This is a genomic window from Nonlabens sp., from assembly GCF_018401815.1.
Classification (GTDB): Bacteria; Bacteroidota; Bacteroidia; order Flavobacteriales; family Flavobacteriaceae; genus Nonlabens.
In genome coordinates this window covers 27,469-44,418 of sequence record NZ_JAGYKG010000005.1, presented here as the reverse complement: position 1 = coordinate 44,418, position 16,950 = coordinate 27,469, and the positions used below count along the sequence as shown (strand labels likewise).

12 protein-coding genes are annotated in these 16,950 nt (G+C 37.7%); 4 read left to right on the top strand and 8 right to left on the bottom strand.

Annotation, left to right across the window (positions count from 1 at the left end):
- Positions 1 to 90: 90 nt before the first annotated feature.
- The 3 genes from KG732_RS10270 to KG732_RS10260 all read left to right on the top strand — a co-directional run bounded on the left by KG732_RS10270 (position 91) and on the right by KG732_RS10260 (position 6,990).
- Positions 91 to 405, top strand: a complete 315-nt coding sequence (locus tag KG732_RS10270; RefSeq protein WP_213523268.1) for a YbaB/EbfC family nucleoid-associated protein — start codon at positions 91 to 93, stop codon at positions 403 to 405.
- Between the two features lie 499 nt (positions 406 to 904).
- Positions 905 to 5,398 (top strand): glutamate synthase large subunit, encoded by a 4,494-nt coding sequence (gene gltB / locus KG732_RS10265; protein WP_213523266.1) that lies wholly within the window; start codon positions 905 to 907, stop codon positions 5,396 to 5,398.
- Positions 5,399 to 5,517: 119 nt separating this feature from the next.
- Positions 5,518 to 6,990: a glutamate synthase subunit beta gene (locus tag KG732_RS10260; RefSeq protein WP_213523264.1), complete on the top strand. Its 1,473-nt coding sequence runs from the start codon at positions 5,518 to 5,520 to the stop codon at positions 6,988 to 6,990.
- A gap of 81 nt (positions 6,991 to 7,071) precedes the next feature.
- Here KG732_RS10260 and KG732_RS10255 read toward each other — a convergent pair whose 3' ends face one another.
- The 3 genes from KG732_RS10255 to KG732_RS10245 all read right to left on the bottom strand — a co-directional run bounded on the left by KG732_RS10255 (position 7,072) and on the right by KG732_RS10245 (position 9,152).
- Entirely contained in the window at positions 7,072 to 7,449 is a 378-nt protein-coding gene (locus KG732_RS10255; RefSeq protein WP_213523262.1) for a LysM peptidoglycan-binding domain-containing protein, read from the bottom strand.
- Positions 7,450 to 7,611: 162 nt separating this feature from the next.
- A complete protein-coding gene (locus KG732_RS10250; RefSeq protein WP_213523260.1) occupies positions 7,612 to 8,355 on the bottom strand; it encodes a YebC/PmpR family DNA-binding transcriptional regulator in 744 nt (247 codons plus the stop codon).
- A gap of 614 nt (positions 8,356 to 8,969) precedes the next feature.
- A complete protein-coding gene (locus tag KG732_RS10245; RefSeq protein ID WP_213523258.1) occupies positions 8,970 to 9,152 on the bottom strand; it encodes a hypothetical protein in 183 nt (60 codons plus the stop codon).
- 255 nt (positions 9,153 to 9,407) lie between these two features.
- Between KG732_RS10245 and fumC the strand changes: the two genes are divergently transcribed.
- Positions 9,408 to 10,802, top strand: a complete 1,395-nt coding sequence (gene fumC / locus KG732_RS10240) for a class II fumarate hydratase (RefSeq protein WP_213523256.1) — start codon at positions 9,408 to 9,410, stop codon at positions 10,800 to 10,802.
- 293 nt (positions 10,803 to 11,095) lie between these two features.
- Here fumC and KG732_RS10235 read toward each other — a convergent pair whose 3' ends face one another.
- The 5 genes from KG732_RS10235 to KG732_RS10215 form a co-directional block, all read right to left on the bottom strand.
- A complete protein-coding gene (locus KG732_RS10235; RefSeq protein ID WP_213523254.1) occupies positions 11,096 to 11,773 on the bottom strand; it encodes a type 1 glutamine amidotransferase domain-containing protein in 678 nt (225 codons plus the stop codon).
- Between the two features lie 142 nt (positions 11,774 to 11,915).
- The gene (locus KG732_RS10230; protein ID WP_213523252.1) at positions 11,916 to 12,548 is read right to left on the bottom strand and encodes an NAD(P)H-dependent oxidoreductase; all 633 of its coding nucleotides are present in this window, start codon (positions 12,546 to 12,548) and stop codon (positions 11,916 to 11,918) included.
- 709 nt (positions 12,549 to 13,257) lie between these two features.
- Positions 13,258 to 14,796 carry a PH domain-containing protein gene (locus KG732_RS10225; protein WP_292891211.1) on the bottom strand — a complete coding sequence of 513 codons (1,539 nt, stop codon included), beginning with the start codon at positions 14,794 to 14,796 and terminating at the stop codon, positions 13,258 to 13,260.
- Positions 14,789 to 15,298 carry a PH domain-containing protein gene (locus KG732_RS10220; RefSeq protein WP_300980430.1) on the bottom strand — a complete coding sequence of 170 codons (510 nt, stop codon included), beginning with the start codon at positions 15,296 to 15,298 and terminating at the stop codon, positions 14,789 to 14,791. The genes KG732_RS10225 and KG732_RS10220 overlap by 8 nt, the downstream gene beginning before the upstream one ends.
- A 166-nt stretch (positions 15,299 to 15,464) precedes the next feature.
- Positions 15,465 to 16,913, bottom strand: a complete 1,449-nt coding sequence (locus KG732_RS10215; RefSeq protein WP_213523250.1) for an L-serine ammonia-lyase — start codon at positions 16,911 to 16,913, stop codon at positions 15,465 to 15,467.
- Between the last annotated feature and the right edge of the window lie 37 nt (positions 16,914 to 16,950).

Here is a 16,950-nt window from a genome sequence, read left to right as displayed (position 1 = left end):
TGGTTGTGATATAGTTAATTTTGTTCTCGCTTTCGCGAAAGCGGAATAACCATAAACACGTTACAACATTACCTATAAAAAATAGAAATTATGTTCGGAGATATGATGGGCAAACTCAAAGAAACCCAACTAAAAGTAGAAGAAACTAAAAAGAGAATGGATGCGGTATTGATAGACGAACAATCTAGCGATGGCCTTTTAAAAGTAACGGTTACCGCAAGCCGAAAAATTAAAAACATCAACATTGCAAAAGAACTTTTAGAGGACAAAGAACAATTAGAAGATTATCTTGTACTAGTGACCAACAAAGCACTTTCTAAAGCCGAAGCGATTTACGATGCTGAAGTTGCTGCCGTTGCTAAAAACAGCATGCCTAGTATCCCTGGTATGGATATGTTCAAATAGCACCTTTTTTCTTAAAGTAAGAGTATTAGTAGGAGATCCTATTTTTTAAATAAACTTCTCCTCCTTTTTAATGCTATGTGTCATTAAAAAGCCACTAGCAAAAAGTTAGTGGCTTTTTAGTTCTACCTACTCTTAACCTTCCTCCCCCAACAGACAATGATATACGGAATTCTTTTTAGGGCGGCACCTCCATATATAAAATGACATCAATCGCTCTTTAATTATAAATTCCCTAATTAGTGCCTGCTTTTGAATATATATTCCTCGTTAAAAACAATACTTACATCCAATTATTTCAAGAAATTAAAGTCTCTTTGTTAAATAAATCTAAAATGTGATTTCGATAATCTTATTTAAAAGCTGGTATTCTTCCAAATTGATAATTATCATAAAACAAAATTTAGATATTAATAAAAATCACCTAAGCATTAGGAGTTCAGTAGATTGAAAGCTACCTTTAAAATCATTTGCCTTTCATTTTACCCCTAAAATCCAACACATGCTTAAGAAACAAGGACTATACCTTCCAGAATTTGAACACGATAATTGTGGGGCAGGTTTTATTTGTAGCCTACATGGAACTAAGTCTAACGACATTATACACAAAGCACTTCAAATCTTAGAAAAATTAGAACACCGTGGTGCGGTGAGTGCCGATGGTAGAACTGGAGATGGAGCTGGAATACTCATTGATATTCCACATGATTTTTTTGAACGTGTTTGTGACTTCGCGATTCCGCCTGCGGGGAATTATGCTGTAAGTAATCTTTTTCTTCCACGCAAGCTTAATCAACAAGACTACTGTATTGATATTCTTGAAGAGCAAATTAAAAAACAGGGATTAGAGATCTTAGGATGGCGGGATGTTCCAGTGGATGAGTCTGTATTAGGAGAAATCGCACAAGTATCACAGCCTTTTATCAAGCAATTATTTGTAGAAAAGCCTAAGGGCCAAAGTGAATTTGACTTCAATTTAAAATTATACATCGCTCGTAAAACGTCAGAGCACACTATATATAGTTCTAAACTTTCTGAAAGCTCTTTCTTTTATCTTCCCAGTTTCTCAACTAAAATTCTCATATATAAAGGATTATTGCGTCCTCGTGATATTAAGGTTTTTTATAAAGAGTTAAATGAACCTTCTTTTGTTACTAGACTAGCATTGGTACACCAGCGATTTTCTACAAACACCTTCCCTACTTGGGACTTGGCACAGCCGTTTAGATACATGTGTCACAATGGAGAAATCAATACCTTAAGAGGTAATGTAGCCCGAATGTTTTCTAGAGAAGAGCTCATGAAAAGCAATTGGTTCGGTGAAGACCTTAAAAAGGTTTTACCGGTTGTACTTCTAGGTAAATCTGATTCTGCTTCTATGGATATGGTGGTAGAGCTGTTATTAATGACAGGGAGATCGCTACCCGAAGTCATGATGATGCTGGTACCAGAAGCATGGGAAAAAAACCCTGACATGTCTCCAGAAAAGAAAGCCTTTTATGAATTTAATTCTTGCCTTATGGAGCCATGGGACGGCCCTGCTTCTATTCCTTTTACCGATGGCAATTACATAGGTGCCGTTCTGGATAGAAACGGATTAAGACCTTCCAGATATACGGTTACTAAAGATGGCTACGTAGTCATGTCGTCAGAAACTGGAGTTATCGATATAGCGCCTGCTAATGTAGAACTGCATGGAAGACTAGAACCAGGAAAAATGTTTTTAGTGGACATGAGTGCTGGAAGAATTATAAATGATGAAGAGATCAAACAGGAAATTGCCTCTAGATATCCCTACCAAAAATGGCTGGATCAAAATCTCGTGTATTTAAAAGACATTCCGTACAATGAATGTCCTGTATTTCTCAATCAGGAGTCGCTAGTCAGACGACAATTATTATTTGGATACACACAAGAAGAAATAGACCGCATTATTCTTCCTATGGCAAATCTGGGTAAAGAGCCTATAGGATCCATGGGAAATGACGCCCCTATTGCTGCGATATCAGAGCGTCCACAGCTCATTTATAATTACTTTAAACAGCTGTTTGCACAAGTGACTAATCCACCGCTGGACGGAATACGAGAGAAGTTGATCACGGATATAAGCCTCACTTTAGGAAGCGATTCTAACATCTTTGATATTAATGATATTCATTGTAGAAAACTGAAAATTCAGAATCCAGTGATTTCTAAGCAAGATCTGGATAAAGTAAAAAACTTCAAGCATGATCACTTTAATATCATATCTATTCCTATGGTTTATGAAGTACAGAAAGGTCATAATGGTTTAGAAGATGCTCTGGAAAGACTTCTAGGAAAAGCTGCCAAAGCAATTGATCAAGGGACCAACATCATCATTCTATCAGACCGTGAAGTAAGTAAAGACAGCGCTCCTATTCCAGCACTTCTGGCTTGTAGTTATATCAATAACGGATTGGTAAAACTCAAAAAACGTTCTAGAGCCAGTTTGATCATCGAGTCTGCTGAGCCTCGTGAGGTACATCATTTTGCTTTATTATTTGGTTATGGAGCCAGTGCGATCAACCCGTATATGGTAAATGAGATCATTGAGAACAATATAGATTTACTAGAATTGGATGACCCACAGATTGCCATCCAAAACTTTAATGCAGCCATAGGTAAAGGGGTTTTAAAAGTGATGAATAAAATCGGAATCTCTACATTAAATTCTTACCGTGGTTCTCAACTTTTTGAATGTATAGGAATCAATTCTAAAGTGGTAGAACAATACTTCCCTCGCACAATAACACGACTTCAGGGAATTGGTTTGCATGCGATTGAAAAAGATATTCATAAACGTTATGATACCGCTTTCGCGAAAGCGAAACAACCAACCAACTTTGATCTTGAAATAGGTGGTGAATACCGATGGAGAAGAAAGGGAGAAAAACACTTGTTCAATCCGATGTCCATTGCCAAGCTTCAAGAGGCTGTGCGGAGTAACAAACCTGTAGTTTACCAAGAATACGCTGCATTAATCAATGATCAGCAAAAACAATTGATGACGATTAGAGGTCTCTTTGAGTTTACCAACTTTGACCCTATAGATATCAATGAAGTGGAGCCTTGGACTGCAATTGTAAAAAGATTCAAGACTGGAGCGATGTCTTATGGTTCTATTTCTAAAGAAGCCCATGAAAATCTGGCCGTTGCAATGAATCGTATTTCTGGAAAAAGCAATTCTGGAGAAGGCGGTGAGGACCAAGAACGATTCTATAAAGATGTAAACGGAGACTGGAAAAACAGCGCTATTAAACAAGTGGCCTCAGGAAGATTTGGAGTAACTTCTAATTACTTGACTAATGCTAGCGAAATCCAAATTAAAATGGCTCAAGGAGCTAAACCAGGTGAAGGTGGACAATTGCCTGGACCTAAAGTAAATGCAGCAATTGCAAAAACGCGTAACTCTACACCCTACGTAGGATTGATATCGCCACCACCTCATCACGATATTTATTCTATTGAAGATTTATCTCAATTAATTTATGACTTAAAATCGGCTAATCGAGAAGCCCGTATTAATGTGAAGTTGGTTTCAGAAGTAGGTGTAGGAACTGTTGCCGCTGGAGTGGCAAAAGCAAAAGCCGATGTGATCCTCATCTCTGGTCACGATGGTGGAACTGGTGCCGCAGCACTTACATCGCTTAAACATACAGGTTTGCCTTGGGAATTGGGCCTTGCAGAAGCACAACAAACACTAGTCATGAACGACTTGCGCAATAGAGTGGTATTGGAATGTGATGGTCAATTAAAAACTGGTCGTGATGTCGCCGTTGCAGCTTTATTAGGTGCTGAAGAGTTTGGTTTTGCCTCCGCTCCATTAGTTGCTTCTGGCTGCATCATGATGCGTGTCTGTCATTTAAATACCTGTCCTGTAGGTATAGCCACGCAAAATCCAGAATTGCGTAAGAAGTTTAAAGGAAAACCAGAACATGTGGTAAATTTCATGTATTTCGTCGCTCAAGAATTACGCGAGATTATGGCACAATTAGGCTTTAGAACCGTTGATGAAATGGTAGGTCAAGTTCAAAAACTAGACAGAAATAAATCTATAGATTCTTATAAAGCGATGGGACTCGACCTCTCTCCTATCCTACATAAAGTAGATGTTCCTGATACGGTGGCTTTAAGAAATACAACAAAGCAAAATCACGATCTTGAAAAAGCTTTAGACTTTAAAATCATCAGTAAAGCACATCCCGCTTTATTTAGAAAGGAGAAAACCATTTTAGACTTTGACATTACTAATGAAGATCGGGCTGTCGGCACTATTCTCAGTAATGAAATTTCAAAGATCTACGGAGTTAACGGACTTCCTGATAATACCCTTAAAGTGAATTTTAAAGGATCTGCTGGGCAGAGTTTTGGAGCCTTTGCAGCAAAAGGGCTTACACTGAGCGTTACCGGAAACACTAATGACTACATAGGTAAAGGACTCTCTGGGGCAAAATTGATTGTAAAAGTCCCAATGGAATCCACATTTGCACCAGAGGAAAATGTGATTATAGGTAATGTTGCCTTTTATGGGGCTACCACTGGTAAAGCTTTTATCAATGGAAAAGCTGGTGAACGTTTTTGTGTTCGTAATTCTGGAGTTCAAGCAGTTGTAGAAGGCATAGGTGACCATGGATGTGAATACATGACGGGTGGAACTGTAGTGATCTTAGGAGGTGTAGGAAGAAACTTTGGCGCTGGAATGAGCGGAGGTATCGCCTTTGTATATGATAAAGACCACACTCTGGTATCCAAGTCCAATACGGATGGCCTCAATTTCATCCCTGTAGAAACTACAGGCGATTTACATACTTTAAAAGAACTAGTCGAAGAACATTACAACATGACATTGAGTCCATTAGCCCAGCGATTGTTAGAAAACTGGGAACAAGAAGTGACACATTTTGTAAAAGTGTTGCCTGAAGAGTACCGACTGGCCTTATTGAGATTAGAAGAAGAGAATACAGAAACTGTTTGATGACTAAAAAGAAATGGAGCACTGTGGTATAGGGATATATAGCAAAAACTTGGAGTCTTAAAAGTGATTTCAACAAAAGGTCATAAGCAACAGTTTTAAAAGAATTAAAGAAATTAGAGATGGGAAAAACAACCGGATTTTTAGAATATAAAAGAGCAGATGAAACTTATTTACCTGTTCAAGAACGAGTAGAGAATTATAAAGAATTTACCGTACCTCTTAAAGAGCCCGAACTAAAAAAACAAGGAGGACGATGCATGGACTGTGGTGTCCCATTTTGCCATAGTGGCTGCCCGCTAGGGAATCTGATTCCTGATTTTAACGACATGGTGTATAAAGGCCGCTGGAAAGAAGCTGCTCAAATTTTACACAGCACCAATAACTTCCCTGAATTTACAGGAAGGTTATGTCCAGCTCCTTGTGAAGAGTCTTGTGTACTAGGAATTAATGAAGATCCTGTAAGTATTGAGAATATAGAAAAGAATATTGCCGAAAAAGCTTTTGAAGAAGGATGGGTGCAGGCACAACCTCCAAAGAAACGAACCGATAAAACTGTTGCTGTTATAGGTTCTGGACCCTCAGGGCTCGCAACAGCTCAACAGTTAAACTGCGCTGGTCATAGCGTTACTATTTATGAACGAGACGCAAAAATAGGTGGCCTATTAAGATATGGAATCCCAGATTTTAAATTACAAAAAGACGTGATCGATAGACGCCTGCAAGTTTTAGAGGAAGAAGGAATTATTTTCAAAACAAATTCTGAGGTTGGTAAAAATATCAGCGTTGAAAAACTTAAAAGTGATCACGATGCCATTGTTCTTTGCGGAGGTGCTACCATAAGAAGAGGGATTCCTATCAAAGGAGCACATCTTAAAGGGGTCTATCAAGCAATGGATTTTTTAAAGCAAAATAATGAACGTGTAGACGATTTTCAAGAATGGGAAGAAGTCATCATGGCCACCGATAAAAATGTAGTGGTTATAGGTGGTGGCGATACAGGTTCTGACTGCATAGGAACCTCTAATAGACACGGAGCAGCCTCTGTAACCAACTTTGAAATCCTATCCAGACCTACTATAGAAAGGTCAGAAGAACAACCCTGGCCCTATTTCCCTATGCGTTTAAAAACCACCTCTTCACATCAAGAAGGCGTAGAACGAGTTTTTAGCATTTCTACTAAAGAATTTATAGGAGACCAAAAAGGAAATCTCACCGGCCTGATAACTGTGGATGTAGAATGGATTAAAAAACCAGGTCAGCTAAGACCAGAATTAAAAGAGGTCAAAGGAACAGAGAAAACATGGAAATGTGATATGGCGTTGCTTGCCTTAGGCTTTACTGGACCAGAAAAAACGTTGATTGACCAGTTAGGCCTAGATACAGATATGAGAGGAAATATAAAAGCAGACCCCTCTAACCATAAAACCAACGTCGATGGAATATTTGCTGCTGGAGATATGCGACGCGGTCAGTCCTTAATAGTTTGGGCAATTTCTGAAGGTCGAGAAGCAGCGCATCATGTCGACTCCTATTTAATGGGGACTTCTCAATTACCTCTTAAAGATTTAGATAATGATCTTCCTCGACGATAAAAGCGCTGTGTTATGTGAGTCAAGCTAAAAAAAAGACTCGCAAATTGTGAGTCTTTTTACCTAAATAGAATAGGTTGATAATTATAAATTAGGAATTACTAACTCCTGACCTGTATGAATTAAATCTGGGTTTTTTAATATGTCGATGTTAGCAACAAAAATTTGCCGGTATCTTAGTGGATTCTTAAAGTAATGTGTTGCAATAAGGCTTAAGGACTCTCCATTTTTTACCACATGCTTTGCATATATGGATTCATCGGCAACTTTAATGTCTGCTATTAAATCTGATGGACTAGCTCCACCTATTTTTTTAATTTCATCTAGCAATAAATTTTTATGATAAGGAGTTGCAGCGGTACCTCTTATTTCTAATGTGTCCCCATTTATTTTTACATCTCCGTTTTGGATGTTTAATTTTTCTCCTAAGTCTAAGACGCTTTGATATTTTTCTTTTACCATAAAATAAATCATTTTAAACTTTGCCTCTAAGTTACTATTTTAAAGAAGTATAACATAATTGCTATAGTAAGGAATGTCATTAAACATCACTTAATACTGTCTTGATTTCAACACAACGAAACATCTCTACAGGTGCTATCAAAAAAACCTATCATCGCTTGTTTATTCCTCTTCTTTTAAGGTGGTATACACATTATTTACATCGTCATCATCATCTAACTTCTCCAGTAATTTATCGATATCCTCTTTTTGCTCAGCTGTCACTACCTTTTGAATGGTAGGAATATATTCAAAATCTGAACTCAATATTTCTAGGTTCATCTCTTCTAATGCTTTTTGCAAAGTACCGTAATTTTGAAATTCTGCATAAATGATAATACCATCTACAGAATTGTCATCGTCTTCATCCTTTTCATCAAAGAACAACTCATCAGCACCATAGTCTATCAATTCCAATTCCAGCTCATCTAAATCTAAGTTGCCTGCTGGGATTCTAAAATGACATTTATGATCGAACATAAATTCAACCGATCCAGAAGTGCCTAGGTTGCCATCGCATTTATTAAAATAACTGCGCACGTTTGCCACCGTTCTATTATTATTATCTGTGGAGGTTTCTACAAGTACTGCAATACCATGAGGTGCATACCCTTCAAAAAGTACGGTTTCATAGTTGGCTGTATCCTTATCGGTAGCCTTTTTAATGGCGCGCTCTACATTTACTTTAGGCATATTAACCGCCTTGGCGTTTTGTATCACCGCTCTTAATCTAGAGTTGGTTTCAGGATCTGGCCCACCTTCTTTTACTGCTATGACAATGTCTTTACCTATTCTTGTAAAGGCCTTAGACATGGCACTCCATCGTTTCATTTTACGCGCCTTGCGGAATTCAAATGCTCTACCCATTTCTAAAGTTTAATAGTTACTTATTATATGGTGTAAATATAAAATCTTGTAGCTAGGCTCGCAACAAGAAATAAAAAAAGGCACTTGAAAAGTGGCTTTTTAAAATTATGCCTCAATAAATAAGGGGTTGTAAGTACGGCGTTCCTTGGCGTACGTGTCAAATTGGGGATGCGTTGAAACCTCTTTCATGCCCTGTGTTGATTCTAAATAAAGTGCCAAAAGCAATCTATTGAGTTCTTTTCTTAGTCTTTTGATGTTGATAAGGACCTAATGTGCAACTTTAAACGCTGCTTTCTTAATATTGAAAAGCACCTATTGCTGTGTAGTTAATAAGAAAACATTGTCAAATTTTCGTACTTTTTTCCCTTTTTTTCTTGTGCAGGAGTTGTTCCTCGTGACTATTCTTAACAGCTTCCAAGGAGTTAAAATAGAGCATAAATGGATGAAACCACATAGTGCAACATAGGTTACTAATACCTATAAAACAGAGCTTATTTACTTTTGATGTTTGATTGATTATATGATCTATGAACATCAGTTGTTCCTAGGATTAAGGCATAAAAAAACCGTTCAGCAGTAGCGGAACGGTTTTCAAAATAGGCTATATCAATTCCTTATAAGGAACTATTTACTTCTTGCTTTTTAAGTTTTGCTTCTTTTTTTAATTTTCTTTTTTCTAATAAAGAACCTGTTATCCAATAGGGTATAATTGCCGTCAAAAAAATCATTAGCCAAAACCCTAAAGTTAGAATTCCTAAAAAAGCTAAAAAGCCTAAGTATTGATCAAAATCGAACATTGTATTTCTTTATTTGGTGCAAAGATAAAGACTACAACCCAAAAATTCAAAGACTACACGTCATTTATTAACAAAAAACTGTTTATAAAACTGGCTCCCCTTATTATCTTTCATTACTGTCTTGGACTTCCTTTCATAATCTCGCTTTCAACTTGAGTTATTGAAGAAGATCCTCTTGTTGTATCTTGTTATAATTATCTATAATCAGACGATTAAACAAACTGCAGGTTTTATATTTGTTAAAAATTCAATCACATGCAATATAGAATAGAAAAAGATACAATGGGGGACGTAGAAGTCCCAACAGATAAGCTATGGGGTGCGCAAACACAGCGCTCCTGTATGAATTTTAAAATAGGTGCTTCTGGTAGTATGCCGCTAGAAATCATTTATGGATTTGCTTATTTAAAGAAAGCTGCTGCTTTCACCAACTGTGATCTAGGAGTTCTTGTAGAAGAGAAACGCGATTTAATTGCTCAAGTTTGTGATGAGATATTAGATGGAAAACACGATGACCAATTTCCATTAGTTATTTGGCAGACTGGTTCTGGAACACAGTCTAATATGAATGTAAATGAAGTGATCGCAAACCGTGCACAACAGCTCGCTGGTAAAACAGTAGGTGAAGGTGAAAAAATCATACAACCTAACGATGATGTGAATAAATCGCAGTCTTCTAACGATACCTTTCCTACAGGAATGCACATTGCATGTTATAAAAAAGTAGTAGAAAATACCATTCCTGGAATCAAACAACTGCGAAATACCTTGCATAATAAGTCTATTGAATTTGTAGACGTTGTAAAAATTGGTCGCACACATTTGATGGATGCAACACCTCTAACCCTTGGGCAAGAGTTCTCTGGTTATGTATCGCAACTGGATTTTGGGATCATCGCTTTAGAAAATACACTAGCTCACTTGAGTCAACTCGCTCTAGGGGGAACCGCCGTAGGTACTGGACTTAATACCCCTAGAGGTTATGACGTAAAGGTAGCAGAGTATATTGCACATTTTACCGAATTGCCTTTCAAAACAGCCGATAATAAATTTGAAGCTTTAGCGGCTCACGATGCTCTCGTAGAGACTCATGGTGCCTTAAAGCAAGTAGCCGTTTCATTAAATAAAATCGCTCACGATATTAGAATGCTTGCTAGTGGTCCCCGCAGCGGTATAGGCGAATTGATCATTCCAGCAAATGAACCTGGAAGTTCTATCATGCCTGGAAAAGTAAATCCGACACAAGCAGAAGCCATCACCATGGTATGTGCTCGTGTGATAGGCAATGATACAACAGTTACTGTAGGTGGCATGCAAGGACATTTTGAACTCAACGTGTTTAAGCCAGTTATGGCAGCAGCTGTGCTAGAAAGTGCGCAGTTGATAGGCGACGCTTGTAGAAGTTTTGATGAGAATTGTGCCGTGGGTATTGAGCCTAATACGGCAACCATAAAATCCTTACTCGACAACTCTTTAATGCTGGTAACTGCCTTAAATACTAAAATAGGCTATTATAAAGCTGCCGAAATCGCAAATAAAGCACATGAAGAAGGCACCACTCTTAAAGCTGCTGCACTAGCTTTAGAATACGTTACTTCAGAAGAATTTGACGAATGGGTGAAACCAGAAGACATGATAGGTCACCGATAAATTAATGGTAAGATATAAGCAGCAGGCAAGCGCAAGTGGCACTCCAATATTTAGGAACCTAATTTTATTTTTAATACAACTAAAAAGCCACTTCAGGTTGAAGTGGCTTTTTCACGGGGACCATTTTATAATGATTTAATGCTTCCTCTCTAATCAATACACTACCAAAAACATCAGCAGCTGAAGTCAAAGAATAGGGAAAGTTTGTATTTCTAAATCATTTGGAAAATATTTTTTTGTGCATAAAGCTCAAATCCAAATGATTGTAATCCTTTTGATGTTTTTTTACTCCATTAATGGACCGCGGCATATAGTTTTTCTGCTACTAATACCGAGGAAGCCGGATTTTGTCCTGTGATCAAATTACCGTCTTGTAATGCGTATGCTGTCCAATCAGCTCCTTTAGAATAAACACCTCCATTTTCTTTAAGCATGTCTTCCACTAGAAATGGCACCACATCAGTAAGTTGCACCGCATCTTCTTCTGAGTTGGTAAATCCAGTTACTTTCTTTCCTTTCACTAATGGACTTCCATCAGTTCCTTTAACCCGTTTCAAGGCTGCTGGAGCATGACATACAAAGCCTATAGGCTTTTCTTGACTGTTAAAAGTCTCGATCAACTTAATGGATGTTTCGTCGTTAGCCAAATCCCATAAAGGTCCGTGTCCACCAGGATAAAATACCGCATCATAATCTGCAGCATCGACATCTGCTAGTTGATGTGTGTTATTGATGTACTCTTGAGCTTCTTCGTCTTTATCAAATCTCTTGGTAAATTCTGTTGCTGCATCTGGAGCATCACTACTTGGATCTATAGGTGCTTTACCACCTTTAGGTGTTGCTAATGTAATTTCAACACCTTTATCTGTTAAAGTGTAATACGGACCAGCAAACTCCTCTACCCAAAATCCTGTTTTTTTACCAGTGTCTCCAAGTTGATCGTGTGATGTTAATACAAATAAAACTTTCATATTGTTTTCTTTTTAAAGATTACTACTATTATTTAAATCGGCACTAGTTGCCATTTAGCTTTGATCTTTACAACTTATTGCTGCAAACAAGGCAAGTACCATAGCTGTATATATTAATTTTTCAATATCATAGTTAGTTAGATTAATCTATGATGGTAACCATGTCTTCGGTACTCTTCCTCACCTTTTCTAAGTTGACCAACCAGTCTTCTGATGGCTTTCTATACCCTATAGGAAGTAATACTGTGGATCTTAAGCCTTTTGCTCTCAATCCTAAAATCTCATCAACAGCATCTGCATCAAAGCCTTCCATAGGGGTGGCGTCTACTTCTTCAAAAGCAGCAGCAATTAAGGCATGTGAAAAAGCGATATAGGATTGTTTGGCCGCATGATTAAAGTTTACCTCAGCATCTTGTTGTGGATAGGTGCTTAAGAGCTGCTGACGGTAATTTTCCCATCCTTCATTTTTAAAACCACGTATGGTATTGGTTAAATCAAACATGTAATTGATACGGTCTGCGGTGTAAGTATCCCAAGCTGCAAAAACTAACAAATGAGAACAATCGGTTACGGTGGATTGATTCCAAGCTACAGGCCTAATTTTCTCTTTAACTTCTTGGTTAGTTACCACATAAATTTCAAAAGGTTGTAATCCACTAGAGGTTGCTGCAAGTCTTGCCGCCTCTAGTATGTTATCTATTTTTTCTTGTGGTACTTTTTCTCCACTCATAGCTTTTGCCGCATAGCGCCACTTTAGTCGTTCTAATAATTCCATTTCTTTTAATATTTTTGATTTTTGTTCATCCAGTACTCCAATTCATTCTTCCAATAATTCCTTTAAATGGGTGATCTCTGGAAATTCTATATTTGCTGTGAGCAATGTTAGTAGCCTTTCATTTGGCACTACTGGACTCGCTTCATTTTTAAGCTCTTTTCCTTATTCGGCAAGCTGAATAATCAACTTGGAATCATGCTTATTACTAGGGCGTCACTCGATAAGATGGGACTGCTGCATTCATTTAAAAGAGGAAATACTCTAATGGTATTTAAGTAAAAGCGACAGGTGATTGACGGTCACTTCATCAGGTCCCCAAAACACTAACAGCAAAAATATTGAGAATAAGCAAGTCTTTTTAAACCCAAATAAGGCATGTAAAATTTAGTCAATACTCAAGAAACAGAATACCTCTGAAAACGAACTTAACGACTTGATTTTAATTGTTCTTGCTTATTCAATTTTTATTTATTCCGTGCACGATACAAAGGTAGCACACTTGATCCTGTCAAAAGAATTTGAAGTGTTTATTAAACGTGAAAGTTTGAAGTAGCTATGCTTCAATAGCTAGTAATGAAATCAGGTCTGGACTATTTTGTTTTATTTCGCTTTCGCGAAACTGGTCCCAAACTTGCTTCGGGAGAGAAATACTTCCAACTTTTTGAAATAAAGAGTTTTTTAAAATCTAATTTAATTAATATTCATAAGCCTACATCCATTTTTCTTCACTACAAATCACTTCATTATTGATGGTATTCATCAATTTATTTAAGGCAACTTCCTCTAGGAACCTAAGACCTCTTGATCCAGCGGCACTATGAAGTTTAAAATGCGCTTCTCTTCTACGTTTTAAAAAAATACTACGCCATTTTTCTACCGCTTGAGTTTTAAAGACTGGTGAGATAATGATTTGAGGGAAAATCCATCCTTTCTTAAAAACGACAAAATCATCATCTTTGATGATTTTGCTATTCTTTCCGTACATAAAAGCCGCAAAAACTAAAAAGAATGAAATTGCGACCACCGGTCCAAGTGCCACATATACTTCAAAATAAATAGCGGCTCCTAGTAATGGTATCGCAACTGCAGAAATGACATAAAACGCTAATCGAGCATAAGAAAAAGGATTGCAATAAAGTTCTTGCTCTGTTTCTTCCACCGGTTGTTTAAAGATCAAATGTTGTAATAAAATCCTGTGTACTTCTTTACAAGCGGGCACAGAAACACTACCCAGCTTGTTGTCGGTAGATTGTGCTTGATATAGTTGAGCCGTCTGAAAGTTTAACAACTTCCTCAACGGATTGGAATGGAATTCTAAAATCTGAACTTTACTCAATGGAATTTTAATTTCCTTTTTATTGAATAATCCCATTTTCACTTCTAGATCGGTTCCTTTTTTAACCATACTAAAATCCCAGTATTTATTAATGGCTAGTAACATACTAATCACAACCGAGAAAAACATGAAAGAAATCACAGCGGCAACGGCAAGTCCTATACTGGTTCCCGAAACAACATTTTCAAACGAGAATTGCCCCAACCATTCTCCAAAATATTGTTCTACTATATCTTTTATTTTGTACCAACTTCCAAAAGCTACTCCAATAGCAAGACCGGCACTTTTTAGGTGATTTTGAGTAATTCCTACTTTTAAAATATCAATAACACTCAATTGAAGAATGACTACTTCTGTTATGACTTGAGACATTTTAGCTGATGTGGTGGATTCATCGCTAAAATCTGCTTTTTTATTTTCCGTAACTACTCCGGAGGTTGCATCCATTTCTTCCACAATTTTCTCTTTGCGTTCTTGAAGCAACTCCTTGAATTGGCTAGCAAAGGATCGCTCCAGTCCAGGGATTTCCAATTCCTTAGCTTTGGAACCAGCCGTATCTACTTCCAGAGAAACAATTCCCAAAATACGTTGTACGACATTTTGATTGATATTGATAGACTGTATGCGTTCTAAAGGAATTGCTTTTCGCTCCTTTTGCAAGAATCCTTTTTGAATAATCAATTCATCATCTTCTATATGGAAGGTAAAATAAATGTATTTGAGAACAGGAGACAAGAGTGATATGACTGCTATAAAACCAATGAAAGCAGTCATGTACCAACCATAAGCTCCCATAGACTTTGTTCCTATAGCGGCAAACAAAAAGTAAAGAATTAAACCTTTAATACTCTTGAACAAGTAAAATAGAATGATCTTTTTGCTCTGTCTTTGAGGTATAGTTAAATCAAGCATGTACTGACAGTTTTCCAGAAATATAGTCCTTTAGTTTTGCCGCGTCTTCAGGATCCAGTCCGCTGATGCTTAAATCGCTAGCGCTTCCACCTGCGGTAAATATGTCCAGTTCACAAAGCTTAAATAGTCGGTCTATAGGTCCGTGATTGATCTCTGTATGCTGTATTCTATTAAAAGGGACAGTTGTTTGACTGTGGAACAACCAGCCTTTCTTATAAGTAATATCTTGTTCTCTCAATACATACCCCCGTACAAAATACTCTTTGTAAGCCAAAAAGACAGCTATTAAGAACAAGAATACCCATGCTGCTAGTGCTGCTTTCCACAACCAAGTTATGTCCTCTACAAGAAAATATAAAACCCCTACACCTACCAGCAAAGGCAAGAAAATGATCACTTTGGCGATCAATTTTTTGTTTAAAAATCTTTTGGGATGTTTTTGAAAAACTGCTTCTTCTATGTTTGGTAATCGGTCAGCTAGAACTTGGTCGTTTGTCATCATGCTTTGTTAGTGTATAAATGTAATACTAGTTAGCCTTTCGCACTACAATAAGCGCCGTATTAACTTTATTCATTCCAAAATAAAGAATAAAAGCGGAAACCACAACCATAGCTTTAAAACAATAAGCTAGTGTGTCCTTTACCATACCTATCCTAATTGTAAAAAATCAACAATCAGAAAGTGCGACATTAACAGCCAGCCCGCCTTGACTGGTTTCTTTGTATTTAGTATTCATGTCTTGAGCCGTTTGCCACATGGTTTCTATGACTTTATCTAAAGGAACTTTAGCGTTTTTAGCATCTGTTTCTAGGGCCATCTCACAGGCATTTATGGCTTTAATGGCCCCCATTGCATTGCGTTCAATACAAGGGATTTGCACCAATCCGCCTATAGGATCACAAGTTAACCCCAGGTGATGTTCCATGGCAATCTCGCTAGCTATTAGCACTTGAGCTGGTGTGCCGCCCATAAGCTCTGTTAAGGCACCAGCAGCCATAGCGCTACTCACTCCTATTTCTGCCTGACAGCCACCCATTGCAGCGCTTATGGTTGCTCCTTTTTTGAAGAGGGCTCCTATTTCTCCTGCTACCAATAAAAATTTCTTGACGTCCTCAAAGTCGGCATCGTGATTTTCAATGGTCATATAGTACATCATCACGGCAGGAATCACTCCAGCACTTCCATTGGTAGGTGCCGTAACCACGCGACCTAAAGAAGCGTTTACCTCGTTCACCGCCAGCGCATAACAAGAAACCCATTTGAGAATTTCTCTAAATTTCACTTCTGTATCGCGTATGGCTTCTACCCACTCTTCTTTATTGGAATAAGGTTTTCCCTTTTGCAAACGCTCATGGGTATCATAAGCCCTTCTGCGTACATTTAAACCCCCAGGAAGTACTCCTTCTGTATGACAACCTATGTACATAGAATCCAACATAACCTCCCAAATTTTACGAAATAGCTCATCGATCTCCTCGGGACTCCGAAGGTATTCTTCATTTTGAAGAACAATTTGTGACACTGACATTTGATCGCGTTCACAATAGGCAAGAAGTTCGCTTGCCTTTTCAATAGGTCTGGGAAAACACTCAAAAAGAGCTACTTGTTTGGCAGATCTTTTACGCTCCTTTTGTACAAAAAAACCACCACCAATACTGTAATAGGTTTCAAATACTAGCTTCCCATTATTTAAGGTGGCTTTAAAGCGAAAAGCATTGGGATGAAACGGAAGAAAATTACGATGGAAATGAATCTGTGTTTTTGGATCAAAGGAGATCAAATGAACCCCGTCGAGTTGCAATAACTTTTGATTGGTTATATAGTCTATAATTTCAGGGATTTCATCAATGGCACAAGTCTCTGGATCTGCATTAGTAAGTCCCAAAATACAAGCGAGATCTGTAGCATGTCCTCTACCCGTTAAGGATAGCGAGCCGTAAAGGTCTACTTCTATAGATTTCACCAATTCCAACTTGTTTTTATCTTTCAATTTCGCTAAAAAATGACGTGCCGCACGCCATGGACCTAAGGTGTGAGAACTGGAAGGGCCTACACCTATTTTAAGCATGTCAAACACACTGATGGCTTCAATTTTAGCAGGAGAATTTTGTTTCATTATGATACCAAATTTACAAGGTAAAAGTAAACATAAT

Excerpts from the sequence above, each read along its gene's own strand:
- KG732_RS10255 (WP_213523262.1), bottom strand. The coding sequence starts at position 7,449 with ATGGTAAAAGAAAAATATCAAAGCGTCTTAGACTTAGGAGAAAAATTA.
- KG732_RS10225 (WP_292891211.1), bottom strand. The coding sequence starts at position 14,796 with ATGCTTGATTTAACTATACCTCAAAGACAGAGCAAAAAGATCATTCTA.
- KG732_RS10260 (WP_213523264.1), top strand. The coding sequence starts at position 5,518 with ATGGGAAAAACAACCGGATTTTTAGAATATAAAAGAGCAGATGAAACT.
- KG732_RS10220 (WP_300980430.1), bottom strand. The coding sequence starts at position 15,298 with ATGATGACAAACGACCAAGTTCTAGCTGACCGATTACCAAACATAGAA.
- fumC (WP_213523256.1), top strand. The coding sequence starts at position 9,408 with ATGCAATATAGAATAGAAAAAGATACAATGGGGGACGTAGAAGTCCCA.
- KG732_RS10230 (WP_213523252.1), bottom strand. The coding sequence starts at position 12,548 with ATGGAATTATTAGAACGACTAAAGTGGCGCTATGCGGCAAAAGCTATG.
- KG732_RS10250 (WP_213523260.1), bottom strand. The coding sequence starts at position 8,355 with ATGGGTAGAGCATTTGAATTCCGCAAGGCGCGTAAAATGAAACGATGG.
- KG732_RS10245 (WP_213523258.1), bottom strand. The coding sequence starts at position 9,152 with ATGTTCGATTTTGATCAATACTTAGGCTTTTTAGCTTTTTTAGGAATT.
- gltB (WP_213523266.1), top strand. The coding sequence starts at position 905 with ATGCTTAAGAAACAAGGACTATACCTTCCAGAATTTGAACACGATAAT.
- KG732_RS10235 (WP_213523254.1), bottom strand. The coding sequence starts at position 11,773 with ATGAAAGTTTTATTTGTATTAACATCACACGATCAACTTGGAGACACT.
- KG732_RS10215 (WP_213523250.1), bottom strand. The coding sequence starts at position 16,913 with ATGAAACAAAATTCTCCTGCTAAAATTGAAGCCATCAGTGTGTTTGAC.
- KG732_RS10270 (WP_213523268.1), top strand. The coding sequence starts at position 91 with ATGTTCGGAGATATGATGGGCAAACTCAAAGAAACCCAACTAAAAGTA.